At 56.9% G+C, this 18,109-nt stretch carries 15 protein-coding genes; 8 read left to right on the plus strand and 7 right to left on the minus strand.

The genetic code is table 11. From position 1 onward, the window contains the following. Window positions 1-2: 2 nt before the first annotated feature. Together P3T22_RS18910 and P3T22_RS18915 are read right to left on the minus strand one after the other, a co-directional pair. Window positions 3-656: a hypothetical protein gene (locus P3T22_RS18910; RefSeq protein ID WP_429325779.1), complete on the minus strand. Its 654-nt coding sequence runs from the start codon at window positions 654-656 to the stop codon at window positions 3-5. A 59-nt stretch (window positions 657-715) separates the two neighbouring features. Then, on the minus strand, window positions 716-4,693 hold the full coding sequence (locus P3T22_RS18915; protein WP_429325780.1) for a hypothetical protein: 3,978 nt from the start codon (window positions 4,691-4,693) through the stop codon (window positions 716-718). Between the two features lie 161 nt (window positions 4,694-4,854). Here P3T22_RS18915 and P3T22_RS18920 point away from each other — a divergent pair, with 161 nt between their 5' ends. Together P3T22_RS18920 and P3T22_RS18925 are read left to right on the plus strand one after the other, a co-directional pair. After that, window positions 4,855-5,205 (plus strand): hypothetical protein, encoded by a 351-nt coding sequence (locus P3T22_RS18920; RefSeq protein ID WP_429325781.1) that lies wholly within the window; start codon window positions 4,855-4,857, stop codon window positions 5,203-5,205. An 85-nt stretch (window positions 5,206-5,290) separates the two neighbouring features. Then, on the plus strand, window positions 5,291-5,635 hold the full coding sequence (locus tag P3T22_RS18925) for a hypothetical protein (protein WP_429325782.1): 345 nt from the start codon (window positions 5,291-5,293) through the stop codon (window positions 5,633-5,635). A gap of 204 nt (window positions 5,636-5,839) precedes the next feature. Here P3T22_RS18925 and P3T22_RS18930 read toward each other — a convergent pair. After that, a protein-coding gene (locus P3T22_RS18930; RefSeq protein WP_429325783.1) for an IS3 family transposase occupies window positions 5,840-7,017 on the minus strand; the annotation gives its coding sequence in 2 pieces (ribosomal slippage) (window positions 5,840-6,750 and window positions 6,750-7,017; 1,179 coding nt in all). A gap of 436 nt (window positions 7,018-7,453) precedes the next feature. On the opposite strand from P3T22_RS18930, the gene P3T22_RS18935 reads away from it, so the two are divergent. Genes P3T22_RS18935 through P3T22_RS18945 form a run of 3 tightly spaced genes read left to right on the plus strand, consistent with a single transcriptional unit; the run spans window position 7,454 to window position 10,890 of the window. Continuing rightward, a complete protein-coding gene (locus P3T22_RS18935) occupies window positions 7,454-8,377 on the plus strand; it encodes a hypothetical protein (RefSeq protein ID WP_429325784.1) in 924 nt (307 codons plus the stop codon). 9 nt (window positions 8,378-8,386) lie between these two features. Continuing rightward, a complete protein-coding gene (locus P3T22_RS18940; protein ID WP_429325785.1) occupies window positions 8,387-8,827 on the plus strand; it encodes a hypothetical protein in 441 nt (146 codons plus the stop codon). A gap of 2 nt (window positions 8,828-8,829) precedes the next feature. Beyond that, window positions 8,830-10,890 carry a hypothetical protein gene (locus P3T22_RS18945; RefSeq protein ID WP_429325786.1) on the plus strand — a complete coding sequence of 687 codons (2,061 nt, stop codon included), beginning with the start codon at window positions 8,830-8,832 and terminating at the stop codon, window positions 10,888-10,890. Window positions 10,891-11,057: 167 nt separating this feature from the next. On the opposite strand, the gene P3T22_RS18950 is transcribed toward P3T22_RS18945, so the two are convergent. Continuing rightward, window positions 11,058-11,753 carry a hypothetical protein gene (locus P3T22_RS18950; RefSeq protein ID WP_429325787.1) on the minus strand — a complete coding sequence of 232 codons (696 nt, stop codon included), beginning with the start codon at window positions 11,751-11,753 and terminating at the stop codon, window positions 11,058-11,060. A 481-nt stretch (window positions 11,754-12,234) separates the two neighbouring features. Here P3T22_RS18950 and P3T22_RS18955 point away from each other — a divergent pair, with 481 nt between their 5' ends. Then, window positions 12,235-12,867, plus strand: coding sequence for a sel1 repeat family protein (locus tag P3T22_RS18955; protein WP_429325788.1), 633 nt, complete (start codon window positions 12,235-12,237; stop codon window positions 12,865-12,867). 248 nt (window positions 12,868-13,115) lie between these two features. Here P3T22_RS18955 and P3T22_RS18960 read toward each other — a convergent pair whose 3' ends face one another. Next, window positions 13,116-13,580, minus strand: a complete 465-nt coding sequence (locus P3T22_RS18960) for a hypothetical protein (protein ID WP_429325789.1) — start codon at window positions 13,578-13,580, stop codon at window positions 13,116-13,118. A gap of 270 nt (window positions 13,581-13,850) precedes the next feature. After that, a complete protein-coding gene (locus P3T22_RS18965; RefSeq protein WP_429325790.1) occupies window positions 13,851-15,212 on the minus strand; it encodes an alkaline phosphatase family protein in 1,362 nt (453 codons plus the stop codon). 456 nt (window positions 15,213-15,668) lie between these two features. On the opposite strand from P3T22_RS18965, the gene P3T22_RS18970 reads away from it, so the two are divergent. Further along, window positions 15,669-15,965 carry a hypothetical protein gene (locus P3T22_RS18970; RefSeq protein WP_429325791.1) on the plus strand — a complete coding sequence of 99 codons (297 nt, stop codon included), beginning with the start codon at window positions 15,669-15,671 and terminating at the stop codon, window positions 15,963-15,965. Between the two features lie 53 nt (window positions 15,966-16,018). Further along, window positions 16,019-16,255 (plus strand): hypothetical protein, encoded by a 237-nt coding sequence (locus P3T22_RS18975; protein WP_429325792.1) that lies wholly within the window; start codon window positions 16,019-16,021, stop codon window positions 16,253-16,255. A 70-nt stretch (window positions 16,256-16,325) separates the two neighbouring features. Here P3T22_RS18975 and P3T22_RS18980 read toward each other — a convergent pair whose 3' ends face one another. Then, window positions 16,326-17,150, minus strand: a complete 825-nt coding sequence (locus tag P3T22_RS18980) for an H-NS family nucleoid-associated regulatory protein (RefSeq protein WP_429325793.1) — start codon at window positions 17,148-17,150, stop codon at window positions 16,326-16,328. Window positions 17,151-18,109: the final 959 nt, after the last annotated feature.

Raw genomic sequence — 18,109 nt, forward strand, 5'->3', positions numbered from 1 at the left:
AATTAGTTCTGGTGACTTTGCGATAAAAGCCGGTCAAATTCCTCGCGCGCGTCTCGAAGTTCCTGCATTGAAGCAGCAAAGCGCGCAAGTTCAAGCGTCGAGGGCTGTGCTCCTCCGGCGGCGCCGAAATACTTCTCCAGCGCGGCTGACGCTGCTTGTACGTCCCGCGCAGCCGTTGCGATACGGGTAAGTGCGATTGCCTCCGGCGAGGCGACAATTTCTTCTGTCATATCCCTATTGCAGCTTCGGCCAACTGCCGCGAAGTCATCAACAGTTGGACATTGCTTCCGCTCATTTTGTTTCCCCTGCGGTTCACTTTTTATGGCGCTGCTTCGAACAAGGTAGCCAACGCTCATACGTTCCTGATTTTTCCTGCTCCGACCGGAAGTGAACACCACCCATCGCCAGAACTGAGGGGCAAGCTCAGCGACCACAAGCATGGGAGGACGATGCACGTATCGGAGCTCGATGACGCGGCATTCAGTATCTCCACTGTCTGGCGAAACGACTGTGCCAATATGCGCCACGTGCCGGTTGGCCGGCACCGCCGGCGCGTGGCGTTCGGAGAGCAAGTTTGGCGCAGACGCCTGAGCCGCGGCGCAACTGCTATCAAGCGCGACGAAGCACAGCAGCATGTTTTCAGCGACATCGCCCAAGCGCGGCCGTATTCGCAAAAGTACGCTTAGAGAATATTCCCGTTGTCTGCCCAAAGCGTCTACCTCCCTTTGGACAATCCTGTCCGAGAGGCGCCCCGTTTGCGTGTTGGCTTCGCATTCCCGTCTTCAGGATTGGAAACGTCAAATACCACCACCTCTGTGCGCTGTGAGACAGCGCCGAACAGGTCAGATTTCAGCATTGCCTCCATCTCCTGCGCTGTCATTGGTCCCGCAGAACCGTCCGGTCGAGAAGGAGTCTTGTTCGGCGCGTTTCCGAACCAGAATACAAGGTAGATGCCATGTCCATCCGCTCCCGCCGCGTTCGCATAGCCTTGAAGTTGCGTGGCTGCAGCGGTCCACACGTCTGGATGGCTGTTTCTTTTGGCCTCGATGGGGACGGTATGCCCAACGGCGGTAAGAGCAATTATATCTGCCCGAGTTTCCGCAGCTCGTCTTGCCTCCGGCATCGGTGGCGCTATTTTGTATGGCTTCAACCGGTCACGAAGGCGCTCAAGAAGGCGGTCCCTGCATTCATTCTCGACCAACGGAGTCGTCGGCTTCCCCCGCTCATCTACGTTCCAATATCGCTTCCAAGGTGTGACGTCGTCTGTTCGCAGTTCGCGGACCAACCGCCGAAGCTCCTCCACGACAACAGCCATGAGGTCCGGTCCGTTCGCGGGCGGACCTCCAGCCAGCGCGGCCCTGACGCTGGCTGGCTGAGGGTGTCTGAAGGCGCGGTCACGTCTTATTCTGCTAAGTGTGGCGATGGCGTGGCGAATTGAAGGGTGCCAGAGAATGAGAGCCGGGTCGCTCAACAATCGTCCCAGAGCATCCCATGCATCTTGTTGGGCGGTTGTCGGTAACCAGTTCAACGCTCTTCGGACAACTTGTCCCGCCCGGGCTTCTACAGACGTCCCGCCAAAATCGTCGCCGGGTGGCGTCAGCTTGCCGAACATTCGAACTACAAGCTCTTCCCGTACTATGCGCCCCGTAGTACCGGCCGGCTCCAGACTCCGCGCAAGCCCTTCCCCGAAGTAAGAGTCAAAAAGGTCTACGAGCTCGTCACCCTCGTGCTCAAGTATGAATTCTTCGCCGTACTTGCGAGGGTCCAAATAGAAGGCGACATACTTCCAGACAGCGCGACTCGGAGCAGCCATAAACTGATTAGCCACGGCCGCCTCTGCCATAGCGACAATCCGCTCACACGGCAGAACCTTGGATGCGAGGCCTAGCAGTTGCTTCAGTGCCTCCATAGGCATGTCTGCTCGTTCTGTCAACATGACATCCAGTGCTTTGCCGACGACGTCGACGGGCGCCCCGGCCTCGGGCGCCAACTGAGACATCAAACTCACATCTTTAGCACCGGCATCGAGCGCTGCATGCCAATATTCAGTGAGACAACGCACACCCTGCTCGGTGCTGTAGCTCAGACGAGAGAACGCCCATTCTTCAAGACGCTGCCGTCTGTTCCCGGCCTGGACCAAATGGCTTAAGCGTAAGACTGCGATTGCTATTTCGATAACAGTGTTTTGCAACACAATGGGTTCACCGGAAGCAAGCATCAAGTCTATGCCCGCGATTGCCGCAAACTCAACGAAGTACGGCTTATTGTGCGCATAAGCCGTGCCGAATTCTCGCGCGCTGAGACCAGCAAGTCGCCCAGTTACGGTCGCCCGCCATCCGTCAATAATCGCCGCTGCTGTTGACGCATTTGAGGAGTAGACAATACGCTCAGTGCCATGAGGCAGACCTCCGTTCGAGACGGGCGCAAAGTAAAGCTCTGCCGCCCAGTGGAGGACCTCTGGCCGGCTGCCCGTGCTGATTTCATGGAGCAACGGCGCAAGATGTTCGACGTTTGTGGCGGCTGTTTGAGTATCTTTTTCGTCGCTTCGAGATTGGCTCTGGAAAAATAGCGCCCTGTCCGGGTTCAACTCGTCGTAGGTCAAACGAGTCAAAAGGTTCGCGGATGTTCCAATTTGGAGCAGGTCCTCAAAGACCGCCCAATAGCAGTCGCTTGTTGCCGCTCCGTTCCGAGCAATTTCAACGACGATAGAAAGCAACCGATGCCGAACGTCCTCGCTTTCTGCCTCGCGGGCCTGCGACATCACTTCCCGTACGATTGGCTCCGCCGGAGGGCAGCCGGTGAGATGTCTATAAAGGTTGCCCACAACCCAAGGTCCCTCAGAAGGGTCGTCGTCGGCTAGTATGGCCTTGAACAGTTCGACGTGCCGTCCGTCATCAGCTACTAGCCAAGTCCTGAGCGCATCGCGACCGTCGGTCTTCTGAACAAACCACTTACTCTCGTTGATATTACCCAACCAGCCCCAGATTTGCTCCGCCCCGAGACACGTACTGCTTTTCAAGATTGCCGCTAACATCTGGTCCAAAAATTCATCTACTTCGCCAGCGCGTGGGCGACACTCGGATTTGCTCCGCCAAGATGAAACGGGCTCATCAAAGAACTCCCAGATAGGGTCACTTTCCAGCCTGCGCCGCAACCCAATCAAATGTCCCACCGTGTTATCTTCTGGGCTCTCTTCGAAGGATGACAGAATCGACTTGACAACAGCCGCGTCGAGCGACGCCGGTGGCAGCCCAACGGCGAGTTCGATACGAACTTTTTCTTTTGAAAGCGATGACGCCTCCGGTGCTAGTGCATCAATTAGCTCCAGGCGTCCCGTCGAGGTATCGCAGCCATTTAGCAGAGCTTTGACTGCGCGAATGCGTTGCCATTCTGGCCGTGCGCTATTCAAGGCAAGGTCACGTAGCAAAGGGCGTAGTGAAACAACAGGCCGGCCGGACGAAAGGACTTCGAAGACCGTCACGAGCAGATGACCGTCATCCTCTCTCCCGTTGAGGATGGTCGCAAAGTCTTCGGCGAGCTCCTCGTTAGCAAGGCTCCCAAACGCAACGATGTCTGTATTGAGCCAATCGTCTGATGCCCGGAAGTAGGGGTCATCCTTGCCCAAACTCAGTAGAACGCTTCGTTGCGCTGCAATGGGAAAGACCGAAACATCGCCGTAGGCAAGTACAGACAGCGCATCAGCCTCAATCATCCGGTCTGCGCCAACGACGTCTTCAAGTATGGAGAGGTGTGCGGCCAGCCACGCATACAAGCCACGCAATTCTGTCGGAGGGGCGGCATCTGGGCCGCTTATGAGTGCAATCGCGCGGGACAACGGAAGCGCGGCGCCATGATTATCTCCGGTGATAGCTTGGGCCAAAGTCTTGGCAGAAAGGAACTCTGCTATCGTCCGATGAGCCGGTTCAAATTGCTTGCCCTCGCCTTTGAATAGAGAGCTATCAAGCACGCTTGAAAGTTGCTCGCTGTCGACGCCCAAGTCATCCGCGTCAACGAAATGCGCTCGGTTCCCTCTCAGGTACGGCTTGGTGGTCTTGGAGCGCCATACATGGTCCGCCCCGGATATGAGCATAATGAGACATGCCCAACCCGCAAGTTCCAACTTCTGCCTAGGCGAAAGACCAACCCTATCCTCATAGTCTTCGTTGCTTTCCGCTGCTAGTGCCTTCGTTGCCATGTCGAACAATGCGAAACGGTCGTTCGGCCATGCGTTCCCGTTCTGATTGACTGCTCGATGTAGAAGTTTGACGCTGAGGGGCGATTGCAGGAATCCATTGGCGCCAAAGCCGAACGCACTCTCCACAAAGTGCTCCGGAGACTTTTCACCAAGATGGCGAAGGATTTCAAGGACTTCTTCGTCTTGAAGCGCTTGCAACTGGACAACCAACGGCCGGACCCCATTGGTCAAACGAAGAAACGGCTTGATGTCGGCCTCGCTACGCCAATCCTCGGACCGACAGGCAAGCCTCCACCGCGAAGCGTTGACCGCGGCCATCGCCTCCGTGAGACCCCAAGCCTTGTCCGCGCGGTCACCATCACTCCGATACTCGTCGAGTGCATCAATATAGAGCGTACCAACGTCAATTTCTGCTCTATCAGTTATCGCGCTTCTTTGATATATCAACTCCCTTGCGGTGACAACGACTGAACCTTCTTTATGCGCTTCGAGTCGCATCGTCGATGACTTCCCGCTTCCCGGCTCACCCAATAGCACGACATACGGATAGCTCGAGAGGTCACTAACGAACCGAACCTCCTCGGCTCGGACGTTAGGTTGGCCAATAACTTTGAGCCGTCGATTGAGCTGTCGCAATCCAGCGATGTCTTCGGATAGAGATGAGAAGGTGGGCATCGGTATCAAAATTTAAGCCTTCTTCGGTGAAGCAGTGTGCCAATGAAGCCAAGACTGCGGCCAAAGCGAGAATGACAGCAAATCGCCGCGCGTTGAGCGGCAAACGCCGTGAGCAGCGCGAGCTAGTCAACGAGGACAGGAACAGCGCAATTGACGCTTATTTTCGCACCGAGCTGAAGATTCTATGTTCTGAATTTCGAATCGACCCCGGTTTTGAATTCGAGAATAGCTCGCCTATGGATTACAAGCGACTCGCAGCCCTTTGCGGGGGCGCCGACAGTTCTCGTTTGCAGCTTGCCTACCAACTGACAATGCACCGACTTATCCCGCAATGAAGTCTGCGTCCTGGCACGACAGTCACCTGACAGCGAGTCCCTCGGAGGGAGGGGCGTATGTCGGCTAGCGGCTGCGGCGACATACATGCTTGAGTTGGACGATAGTTCGGTTCGTGACCATCTTCTTTATCCGAAAGACCTAGCGGTGTTCGCCCGCGACCAGCGCTTTGCGAATGAGGGCGAGGCGCCTCCGTCGGACAGCGGCGTCGTGCGTACCGGACAGGTATGTCCCGAGTCAGGTATCTGGAAAGCGGTTGGTCACAACATGCTTGGCGTGATGGTACGGCAGGGTGAAGTGATGACCATGCAAAACATAGCAGGCTATGCTCAGCACGCCAATTGCCAATGGAATCATTATTCTGAATCTCGCCAGGGGCTAGGCGCCTCGCTGCCACCGGCGGGCTGTGAATTATGCGAGTTGATTCAATAGGCGGTCTGACTTAATTGCCTGACGCGACGTTGTCGGTTACACGCCTCCCGCCCGGCAGCATCGAGCAAGCCAAAACGTTAACAACGGCGATTTTTCGCCCGGCTTTAGACCACGCAACAATATTCTGGCGTTTCTACCGTCAAACGCTGATAGCTGGCCCCCTTCGCCGCACGTCAGAGAGCAATCACATGCCGGGTGTAGTGGTCAAGTTATTTCGGACAGGCCGATAGGTTCTTTCACTGTCGGTTTCGCCTCGTAGGCGACGGGCGACAGATAGCCTAAAGTCGAATGTAAGCGTACAGCGTTGTAGAAACCGACGATGTACTGGTTGATGTCGCGCCGTGCCTCGTCGTGGTTGGCGTATCGACGCTGCCACACGCGCTCCATTTTCAGGTTCAGGAAGAACCGCTCCATCACCGAATTGTCCCAACAATTTCCCTTGCGGCTCATGCTGCAAACCACGTGATGCTGCTTCAGCAACGCCTGGTATTCATCGCTCGCGTACTGGCTTCCACGGTCCGAATGCAGGACCAGTCCTGGCTCAGGCCGACGCTGCTGCAGCGCCATGGTCAATGCCGACATGACCAGTCCGGCCGGCATGGTGGGCGCCATGGACCAGCCAACCACCTTGCGTGAGTACAGGTCCAGCACGACCGCCAGATACAGCCAGCCCTGCGCCGTGCGGATATACGTGATGTCCGAAACCCACGCGCGATTGGGTTCGGCCACGTCAAACTGCCGGTCGAGCAGGTTCGCGGCTACAGGTAGCGTATGCCTGCTGTCGGTCGTCGAGACGAACTTGCGCCGCCAGCTCGTGCGCAGGCCCGCTTCGCGCATTAGCGTACGCACCCGGTAACGACCGATACGTAGCCCCTGTTCCCGCAGCGCATGCATCACACGCCGGCTGCCATAGCTCGCGCCGCTGGCGGCGAATGCTGCCTTGACGTGGCTGCGCTCCTGCAGACTCTTTGCACTCGGCTTTGCTCGCCGGTGTGCATAGTAGCCAGAGCGGCTCACCTGCAAAACCCGGCAGGCGTTACTGACCGATACGGCCTCCTGTTGCAAGTGCGTTACCACTCGGTAAGTCACTTCAGTTCCCGGGCAAAGAAGGCCGACGCTTTTTTTAGTAGCGCATTGTCCTCCCGCAATTGCCGGTTCTCAGCTTCAAGTTGCCGGATGCGCTGCTGTTCCGCCGTCAGCGGCTTACCTTCGCCGGCGCCGCCAGAGCGTTCCGCATCGTACTGCGCCACCCAGCGCCGTACGGCTGTCTCAACCAGGTCCATCGACCGGCTGACTTCGCTGACCGATAAACCCTGGTCTCGTACCATCCGTACCACTTCCAGCTTGAAGCTGGCGTCAAATTGTCGGCGCCTTCTTGTCATCTTGCTCTGTTTCCTCGTCGATTCCGGATTGTCCTCCTATCGACCTGTCCGAGGAAATTAGACCATCACATCTGGCAGCCGCAATGAATGCGGGACGAGGAGCGGCGCCAACGGGCGTTGGCCCGAACAGGGTTTGCTCGGCCGAGGTTTCCCATAGGTCGGGCGTGGCCGGGCCGCCGAGGCGCCAAGTCCCGGGTTGATGACCCGCGAAGGCTGCGAGTTTCCAATAGATGCCCATATTTTGGCCACCAGTCCGAAAAACGTTCGATAATGGAGCTTCTCTGCGCTTAAAATGCGCTGGAAATAGTCGGATAACGAGAGAGCTTCTGAGTCGCTGGCCACCATTGAGGGTGCCAGCGCGAGTCTCAGGAGACCGCCGGCAAGTAGACGCGACGATAGTGCTGCGAGTCGCCGGGACGCCACGTGGGGGCATCAGTTGATTCAAACAGATTTCGGAACATTCGATGGCGCAAGCTGGGAACGCTTATGCCAGATGGCGTTCAAGCTAAAATTTGGTTCTCTCTATCAGAGGATGCCAGCATCTCCCGGAGACTATGGCATAGAAGGATGGACCACTGATGGCGTGGCATTCCAATGCTATTGCCCCGAGAAAAGCTACACGCAGGATGAATTACGCGTTGCAATTCAAAGCAAAATCACGCGAGACGTCCCCAAGCTAAAGCTTTACCAAGCCCAAATTGCCAGTCGTATCGGGGCCACCAAGATTCAAAAGTGGCTCCTCGTCACTCCAGTCTTCGACCATAACAATCTGCACGAACACGCCAGAAAGAAAGAAAGCGAAGCGCGAGCTTGGGGGCTTCCGATTCTTCACGATGACTTCACGGTTCTTATACAGGACGCAGGGTATTACGCTACGGAGTTCGAACAATGTCGTCGCTCCGAAGGACACCCGTTGCAAATGGGTCCGGCTGTGACAGCCGAGGACGTGCTTCCGCGGGCGCCAGAGGAGTTCGAAAAGCTCATCGACCGGAAGAACAGGGCGCGACTCCGAGATAAGTCTGGTTCAGATTCGTTCGAGACCGAGCTGCGAAAATTCAACACTCTAACCGAGTCAAAGTTCCTAAAGTGCGATGCACATCTCGCGACTATAGAGCGAACGTCGCCCCAAGCGTTTCAACAAATCATCCGGGTGATTGGCCACTACGCCGAGGAGATGCAGGAGCTCCAGGTCGCTTGGACTGGCGAGCCTAATGGGCTGGTCGAAGAGGTAAAGACAGAACTCGGACGTCGACTGGAAGAGGATTTGAAGGGAACCATGGGCTTTAGTGACGCCCGACGACTGGCAGATTTGATGGTCTCACGCTGGCTGGCGGTCTGCCAGCTGGACTTCTCGGAGTAAGCCGAGCTTATGAGCTACCTTGCCTTTAACTTGCGTCCGTCGGTGGTACTTCCGGACCATCGGCCCCTTTACAAGATTACGCAGCTACTGCTGGTGCTTATGCTCGCATCACACGGCAAGAAATCCAGCGTGGTTCGACTTCAGCTGTTCAATTGGATTCTGAAGGACGATGGCCGGCGTGCAAAGCTCACCCAAGCATCGGTCACCAAGAGCCTCCAGTTCCCGGCGTGGGGCCTGGACCCGACCCTCGACACGGCGCTTTCGTACGCAAAAGCGGAGGGCCTTATTGAAAGCACATCGACCGGTGTGAAGCTGACAGCTCACGGTCAAGGATTTTGCACACGTGCGCTGAAGGTTGGGCTCTTCGAAGAAGACGAAGCGTATTTAAAGAAAATAGGTCTTGCCATCACCGAGAAGATGGTCGGGACAATTGTCGAAAGGTGGATTTGAGAATGTTCATCCGCGCAGTCGAGATACGTATCAACAGTGGTAACGAGCGCTTTGGTTTCCGGTGCAAGTTTGATTCTGGTCTCAACATCATCAAAGGAAGGAACTCGTCCGGGAAAAGTACGTTCGTCAACACCCTCATGTATGGCCTCGGGCTAGAAGAACTCATTGGGGTAAAGGGCGAACGCGCACTCACGTCTGCCGTGCGGGACCGATTCCAGTATGACGGACGACCTCACGACATCGAAAAGTCTGCCGTGCTTGTCGAGTTGCAAAACTCTGCCGGAAATATCATCACCTTCCGGCGGCCAATCCGGAATGAAGAGAAATCGACGAAGCTTGTCGAGGCTTTCGACGGAGCAATGCTGACTGGACCTGTCAGTGACCGCCGCTCGGCGACCCCGCTATTTCTCCACGACCCGGGTGCGGCTCAGTATGAAGAAGGATTCTTGAAATACTTGGAATCCTTCCTAGGAATGCGGCTTCCACGGGTTCAATCTTCAACGGGCGGTCTTACAAGACTCTACCCTCAGGTAGTTGCAGCGGCTCTGTTCATCGAGCAAAAGCGTGGCTGGACCGATTACGTTGCAAACATTCCGTTCTATCAAATCCTTGGAGCACCGACTAGAGTCGTTCAGTATCTCCTCGGGCTTGAATGCTTTGAGCTCGAAGAAAAGAGAGCACTCAATGAGCAAACGATAAGTCGACTCCAATCCGACTGGGCAAATTCGCTGTCGGAACTAGCCGGTATCCTCCTGCCTCTAGGTGTCGCAACACGCGGCGTACCGAAGGTCCCCGTCTCGACGTTTTCTGCTGAAAGCGCTTCGATTGTGGTACGCGTCAACTCGGAAGACGTACTTGTTTCCGAGGCAGCCGCAACAAAAACTAAGGAATGGCACGTTATCGAAGAGAGACGTGTAGGAGGCCCGAAGTCAGCGTCGCCGGATGTCATCCAGTTGCTGAACACGGAAACCGTGAAACTTGAGCGTCTTGCCGCGCAGTATGAGGAGCTTTCCGGCGAGGACCGGCTACGCAACATCAGTCTTCAAGAATTCACGCAGCTTCTGAACCAGGCGGAGTCGGACCTGCGGAAAAACAAAACCACTCGTAAGTTGCGTGACCTGGGTGCGGAGGTCGGCCTAAGTACCGCAGAAGACCATTGTCCGACATGCGGCTCAGAAATCGAGAATACGCTTCTGCCTCGCACCGAAGGTGTTCCATTGATGGACCTTCAGTCGAATATTGACTATCTAGAGGCTCAGATACGCATGCTGAAAAGACAGATAACAGGTCTTGAGAGCATGCGCGACCAGACTCGGAGCTCCCTCCAGCAACTTGAAGCGAACATCAACGAGCAACGAGCATACGTGCTTAGCATCAGGAAAAGCGTCGTGCAGTCGGATGCAACTCTGGAAGCAAGTATCCGGAAGCAAGTTACTCTTGAACGGGAAATTCGGTCCCTTCAAGCCGCCGAGTCGCGTTTTGCTACTTTTCTCGAGCACGCAGCTGATATAGCGTTGAAACTAGGCGGAGCTGAGCAAGTCCGCAGCAAGCTGCCTAACGACCTGTATAGCGAGACGGACCGTACCAAGATTACGTTACTCGAGAAGAATTTTCGCGCAAACGCTTCCTCGTTCGGATATACGAGCGCGGAGCCGGCCGAGGTCACAATCAACCGCGGCACGCTCTTGCCAGCCCTTGGCGACATTACTCTTCGAGAAGTGCTCCGGAAGAATGTGAAGTCGGAATCTTCGGCAAGCGACTTCGTCCGGCTAATCTGGGCATTTCTGCTGGCGATTTACCAGACCTCCAGCACGAATGGATTCACCGGCAACCACCCCGCCTTCCTGCTTTTTGACGAGCCCGGGCAACATTCTATGAGCGAGGGGAGCCAGAAGGCCCTCATGCAGCTCTTCAGCGGTTCTCGAAACTTGCAAAGCGTCGTAGCAGCTTCTTTCGATGAAAGCGAGAACCTGTTCATCCGGGTCACTGAGGGTAGCAAGTTTCACCTCATCGAATTGCCTGAGAAGATTATTGCTCCGCTGGCCCATGATGGGATTATGTAGTCGACCAACTGGTTGATACCTTAGCGTTACGCATGCCGCAGCGCTGAGGTATCAACACTCGGGGAACTATTCCGTTGCCACTGCAAAGCTGGATACGCCCAAGCAGACATTGAACTGCGACCCCGTGAAACCCGTCTGCAGCGCCCGCTGCTACTCGGATGTCGAGCTTACGGCTTAGGAAACTCCCTCAGCAAGAATCGTTTGTTCCGGCTTGGATGCCATGCGTTGATTAGCCCATCACGGTGCTCTCCAGCGGCCGCAAGCATTACCTGAATCCGCACATCACCCATGTGCATGAACCACGCAACGAACGCGGGCTTTCCGTCCTGATAGAAATCGCAGTGCATGTCGGACAGTCCAGCCGTCCCCGCACCGCCGGCGAGAGCTCTGTCCATCGGCCCAATCGCGACGTAGATGTCTGGATGCGGTTTTCCAGAGCAAATGGCTGCGGCAAAGTCCCCAAGGTCGATACGAACATCTCCTTCGCGGACCAGACAACCGAACAACTTCACGAAATAAAGATGCAGCTGGACGGAATGTGCACGTGTGCGATATGGAAACAGTCTATTCATGCGGAAAGAGGACTGTGCGAGCACTTTCGGGGGCAGCCCTTTTAGGTAGCTCATCAGGATATCAAACGACCTGTCTGCAGCTTGCGTTCTGCTGCTGTTACAAAGAGCGCACAGAGACTTGGATTTAAGATACTTGCTGTCGATACTCTGAAGACGTTTGTTTTTCTTGCGCGCACTGTTGTAGAAAATCGGCCGCGCTTGCGAAACGGCGGTGAAGAGCTCTCGTAGCGACGCGGCCTTCAGTCGGTGTTCGCCCGTCGTTGCCTCTTGTCCGCAAATCCAACATTTCATAGCTCGTCTCCTTCGCGTGACCTTATCGACGTCTAATCCCAACTTCTGACTACGAATAGCAAGAATACGCCAGTCAGCGAGTGGCAACCAGCGGGCCGCAGGTTCTCCCTAAAATCAATAGGGGTGTCAACGTATTTGGACGTTCGATGGCCACGCTGCTCCTGGAAGACCTTAGAGTCGGTCCACCTGCGCTGGCGATAAATAGGTTCTCTCATGACGGACGTAACGTTAACCGACCCTGCAAATTACCTCGGCGCTGTCGCTAATGTGCGCGCTCGGACGCGGACGCGGACGGGTCAGGCGAAGTTTTGATTGTGGCGTGGCTGACCAGTCTTGCTAGAGCGGGACGGCACCATCGACTCGTGCTGGGGCGCACCGGACCTCGCCCTGCCTACGTTGCGCAACGCACAACGCAGCGTCAAGCGACAACTGCGGTGAGGTATCATCGTCCTCATCACTCACCCAAGGACGCCCAAATCTGATGTCCGTAGATTCCAGCTGGTTTAGCCAGATTGAACTCGAGTGGGTACAACTTCGCCATGGCGACCCGTCACTCGACGTGGAAAGGTTCTTCCGGCACGTTGTGTCGGCAAACAAGGTTGGATTTCTTTCACTTGAATCCATCGCGGCTATTGCGAATGGCCTGCTCACAAGCCCGCTGCCGGGCGCGCCTTACCTCGGACGGCGGCTTCTTGAACGGGTTGGCCCTGACCGGCACCCGTCGCTCCGGGTCGCCCTTGCACTGTCTCTTGTCACGGAGACAGGTGGGCCTGCGGACTACGAGGGAGGGCATGTCATTCTGGGAGACGTGCTGAAGGACGATATGGCGAGCGACCCGCTGCGCGGCATGGCGGCAGCGGCTCTTGCGGACAGCGCGCGGCTTGGTCGCGGCATGGACGCCGACCTCGAGATGGCCAAGGGCATGTATGCCACGGCGCTGGAGCTTGGACACCGGGCGGCCGCGTATAACTTGGGCTTGTATTGGGAGGGATGCTGGGATACGAGTGCTCCCGGCGACGTCGTCCCCAACAGCGCAAAGGCGGCACAGGCCTACAAGCGTGGTGGCTCGCACGCAAAATGCGCCGCCCGTCTGGACGCATTGCGAGCCCGTTAGCGGTCAACCACGCCAATCGTGCATGCCGACGCAACGAAAAGCGAGCTCCGGGGTAGCTCGTTTTAAAACCGGGTAGCTGACGCCTTCACAGAAAGAGACGTGCCATGAACGTGCTTTGCGGGAGCGCTGGCTAACCAAGACCAGCACCGCCAAACTTCCATGGCCAAATCCAACTGAGCTTCACAAGGCTCATCGCCAGCCCTTCTTGCGCTCAGCGGCCACCCATGCCCGTCAGCAAACCTGCCGGCCTAGTTAGAAGCCGCCTTGGTTCTTACAGCGCTGGGCTCGCCGGCCTCCTTGAACATGTCGTCCATCAAGTCCTGGACGACGCCGTCGGCATTTGGAAACTGATGCAAAACCGAATTTTTCCAGTGGCCGGACGCGATAAGGCCGCCGCTTGGCGCCTTATAAAAGCGGATGTCCATCGAACGCAAGTACATAACGATGTCCCAGAACCAGCTGTCGGAGTAAGTGACATTCATGTCGGCTTTGTCGCACGCAGGGGCAACCGACACCGACACGCCGTGGTTTTCCAAGTTGCGTTGGATTGCAGCGTCCATATCAGCCGACTTGCCGCCGTGCGCGGTAAAGCACGCTGTCGTCATCGGCGAGCCTTTCGCCTGCGGACCAGCGGTGACACTTTGAGTTGTGGAGCATCCAGGCAGGACGAGCAGCGCCGAGACGGCGGCGACCAGGGAAACCAGAGTGCGCATTTTATTTTCCAGTTTGAATGCAGTGGCGGCACTCTGAATATCGGCAGCTATGTCGTCAACTTAAGCGAGCGGGAGAAGACTCCGCTCGCCGTTCGACCCCTGCCCAGTCGACTACGCGCTCACCTCTGTTGACGCAGTCGGCACTGCGGGAGTCTCAACCTTGGCGGCAACTGTTTTGACCGGAGCAGCCTTCTTGCTTGTTGCCTTCTTCGCAGCGACCTTCTTGAGAGCAGAAACAGCCTTCTTTGCAGCCGGAGACTTCGCGTCAATTCACGACGCACCCTTATATGTCGCAACAAAGCTCGCAAGGTCGCCCCAGTTCGGAGAAGACAGCAACTCCGGATGGTCCTGCTGGACCTTAAGCGCGACGCTACGAAAGGCTTGCGCGCATGCCGAGAATCCGGTCGGTGGCGAGACGGGAGCCGGTACAGGTGAGTTGCTCGGTATGGGGACATTTAGTTTCGGTGCAGAGCCCGGCGTTTTGGTTTCAGAGAGAGCGGAGCTGAGCTTCGAAATTTGTGTGCGTGCGCTGACCGCGGCAGAGTACGTGCTACCAGCGTTGAATTTATCCGCGAGAAGCTGAAGTATCGACGTATGGTCCAGGTCGCCGGAGAAGACGCCCCCGGGCGCGACATAGGGCGAGACCAGGAATGCGGGAACCCGCAGCCCAGTAGTTTGAAACTGATAACCGGCGACGTCGGTCGAAATCTCAAGTGGGCTTACATGGTCGAAGAACCCCCCGTGCTCGTCATACGTGACAATCATCAGCGTCTCATCCCATCGCTCGGACGCAGAAATCGTTTGATAAATGTCGGCAAGGAACGCTTGCCCTGGGGAGACGCCAGTAGGCGAATGGTCGTCATTCGGTACCTGGTGCGGCCCATCCGTGTATTCCGGCTCGATGAAAATGACTTGAGGCAAGTTGCTACTGTTCGTCCAGTCTGCCTTGAAGCGCGAATACCGCCTGAACCTCCCTCCGTTGCCATCCAGCGGCAAGGCAAGCGAAGTTACTATCTCAGGCAACCACTTGGGCATCAAGCTGAAGAACGGGAAAAATCCTCCCGACTGGTAGACACACCAACTTGCGCCGTGTGCCGTCAGCCAGTCGTAAACCAGGGACTGCTCAGGAAGAAAACCAGAAACATTGTCGCTAATCGCACTCTCTCCCGCCATTGCCATCAAACGATTTGCCTGGGTTCCCGTCGGAAGTGGCGCAAACCAGCTATCGCAGATTGTGAAATTTTTTGCGAAAAAGTCATAGACAGGCAACGCACCGGCCGTGTAGTAGCCCATCACCATCGATAGGTCGGCTGGCGCAGGGTTTCGCGTCGCGTAGCTCGCGACGAATCCACCCAGTTCGGGGCAGCCCCCATTCGCGCACGGCGTGTTTATTTGCATCGAAATCGGCGTGCGGTCATGCGGAGGGTCGGGGATAAGTTGGGTCGACGGCGAAAGCGCATGTATGGCATACGTCTTGTCGCCATAGAGGTTCGTGAAATTCTGTTGCCAGGTGGGGTCGGCCGAGAGGCCGTTGACATCCTTCCCGTCGAGGCTCAGGTAGCCAAGAACGTGGTCGAAAGACCTATTCTCCATCATGACTATGATGATGGTCTTAATGTTGTCAACAGACACGCTCCCTCCGATATAACGGCATCAGGGCGACGAAGTCGCCTATAAATGTGCCAGCCCGAAGGAATCAACGGGAGCGCGGCACGTGGGGGCTCCTGACACGAACCTGTCTCCTATCCAGGTCCTACAGCCCTAGCCCGGACCGGATAGGTCAAACGTTCGCTACAGGGGGCTCGCACCTCCGACGAGGCTCGATACCAACGGCTTGCTTCCGGCTAGACGTTAAGGCTAGTTCACGTTACATGACTGTTCAAGTTCAGTTGCGTGGTAGCGTTACCCTGTTCACTTGCCACACGGCACAGCTGCAGGTTCTGAAGGCGTATCGCCCACGCGGTACGCCTTCAGGAGTAATCCCATGTTACGAATCTCGCACCGCCGTTTCACATGTGTCCGACATCGCTCCTTACACTTCGAGCCGTAGTCACTGACATTGCACTCAATGTGCGAGGAGTAGCGAAGATGAACAAGAAAATTCTCGGCGCAGCGCTCGGTCTGGCAGTACTGGCAGCATCAACGGCAGCATCAGCACACGTCGACGTCGCGATTGGATTGGGCATCCCCGGAGCCGTGTATGCGCCGGCAGAGCCAGTGTACGCACCGCCGCCTCCCGTCGTGTATGCTCCCGCACCTGTCGCCGTCGCGTACGGCGGTGACGACGACTGGCGAGCCCGTGAATGGCGCGAACGTCGCGAGTGGCGTGAACGTGAATGGCACCGCCAGGAGTGGCGCGAGCATCGTGATTGGCGCGGGTATTGAAACGACGCCGGAAAGCGCCACATCCGAAAAATCCGACCTCAGAGTACTTTCGAATGAAAACTAGCCCGATACGAATCGCTTTGATTGCAACGACGCTGGTCTTCGCAACGGCAGGCACGGCAAACGCCGCAGGCTGCCTCAAGGGCGCGGTGGTAGGTGGGGTCGCCGGGCATTACGCGGGGCACCACGCTGTGGTTGGTGCGGTCGGCGGCTGCATGGTCGGCAGGCACCTTGCGAAGCAGCACGCTCAACAGCAAGCCGCGCAACGTCAGGCAGCACAGGCGCAATAAAACGTCGTCGGCTTGGTGTACCCGGTGGAACCAGAAAATCGCTGGTCCACCGGGCATCTGACAACTACGTTTAGGTCGTTAACTCGGCGCCGGACTCGACTGTGGCCAACGGAGCGGGCACGGCCACGCTCTTGCGCGGCGCTTTTTTCGCCGGCGCCTTCTTAACCGGAACCTTCGCGCTCACGGCCTTTTTCGCAGCAGTTTTCTTCGCAGTCAGGGCCTTCTTCGCAACTGCCTTCGTGACCGCCGGTTTCGTATCGGCCGCTGCACTGGCGCCAACAATCAAAAACTTCGTTCGGTCTTTCGCACCGGCTAGCCACGTCGGAGCCGGACCGCGTCCGCTCCAAGTTGCACCGGACTTCGGGTCGCGATACTTAGCCGGCTGCGGACCTTTCGGCTGACCCTTGGTAGAGGTCGCACCAACTGCCTTCGAGGCGTTCTTCACCGCAGCCTTCGTCTTGCTCACAACCGCTGCGTTCGTCGCAACAGTTGCTTTAGCACCACCTGCAATCAGGAACTTACTCCTGTCTTTGGTTTCGGCAATCCACGCCGGCGCGCGGCCGCGTCCACTCCACGTCGCGCCTGACTTTGGGTCCTGGTACATCGCCGGCTGCGGCCCGCGGACATAGTTGCCAGCAGCCTTCGCTTTGCTAGCAGAGGCCGGTTTTGTTGTCGCCGTACTTCCGTCAACCAGGAATTTGTCTCGGTTCTTCGCGGCGGCAATCCAACTTGGAGTCCGGCCGTGTCCGGTCCAGGTTGCACCACTCTTCGGGTCGCGATACTTGACCGCGGCAACACTGCCTTTGCTCATGGTCTTAACAACTGCCTTCACGGCGCGCCATTTGCCGTCAGAGTGCGCGTCAATGTCGGCAGTGGTCAGGCCGTGCTTCGCCATCAACTCGCGAATCTTTTCGATGACGCCCGACGATTGCTTTGCAATCAGCGCATCCGCCTGCGCTTGCAGTTTTTTCATCTTCGCCTGGACTGCTTCCAAAGTTGTTGCCATCAGGTGGCCTCCTCATAAATGTGGTCGCAATATGCCACGGTCGCGCTAGAAAAGACTAGTGCATTGACTAAAGCGGCGTATCACCAAAAATCACAACACTGCGTCGCCGCGCTCCATGCCCTTCAATGCGGTCCGCTCAAGGCTTGTCCTTGCCGCGAACTTTGCTTGGTGGTTCCCCGATGCTTCCACCGTTCCTCCTTCGGCGTTGGAAGAGAACGCCGAATCCAACCGCAACAAGCAAGGCCGTCATCAGGCCGGTGCTCAATCCAGTCGCGCTACGGGAGTCACTCGCGCTGGAAGCAGCGGAAGCGACCGTAGGCGAAGAGGCGTGCGTCTCCACAGGCTGCGGAAGCGCCACGCCGGCGGCACTCCCTTGACGCACAAGAGATGCTTCCGACGTCGGCAAGGCTTGGGACGCGGGGAGTACGATTGGTTCAGAAGCAGGTCCGACAGGGGCCATCGCATTAGTCGAGGCTATAACCGGAGCCACTGCAGCGCGAGAAGTGGTTTCGACAGACCTGGCTATCACCGCCCACCGAACAAATACGCCGTCGATGCAGTGGACGTCAGTGCAGGCGTTCCGCGATTGCCTCCACCGGGCGAGTTGTGCGGGCGAGAGTTTCCCACTGCTCAGCAGAGCCTGCTGTTGCGCGAAGATATCTTCGTACTCGTTGTTCAGGATGGCGTGGTCGCATATGACGCGCTCAGCCGGTTGTCGCGTGGTTGCACACTGAATATCATTCGCCCATGCCGCGGTCGAACCAAACGCTGCCATTGACAGCAACAAGACCAAATGTCGTCTCAGATACACCAGTCCTCCTGGAATGTGATTGCCGCTATTACAACTG

It is taken from the genome of Paraburkholderia sp. GAS348 (genome assembly GCF_050434205.1).
Taxonomy (GTDB): domain Bacteria; phylum Pseudomonadota; class Gammaproteobacteria; order Burkholderiales; family Burkholderiaceae; genus Paraburkholderia.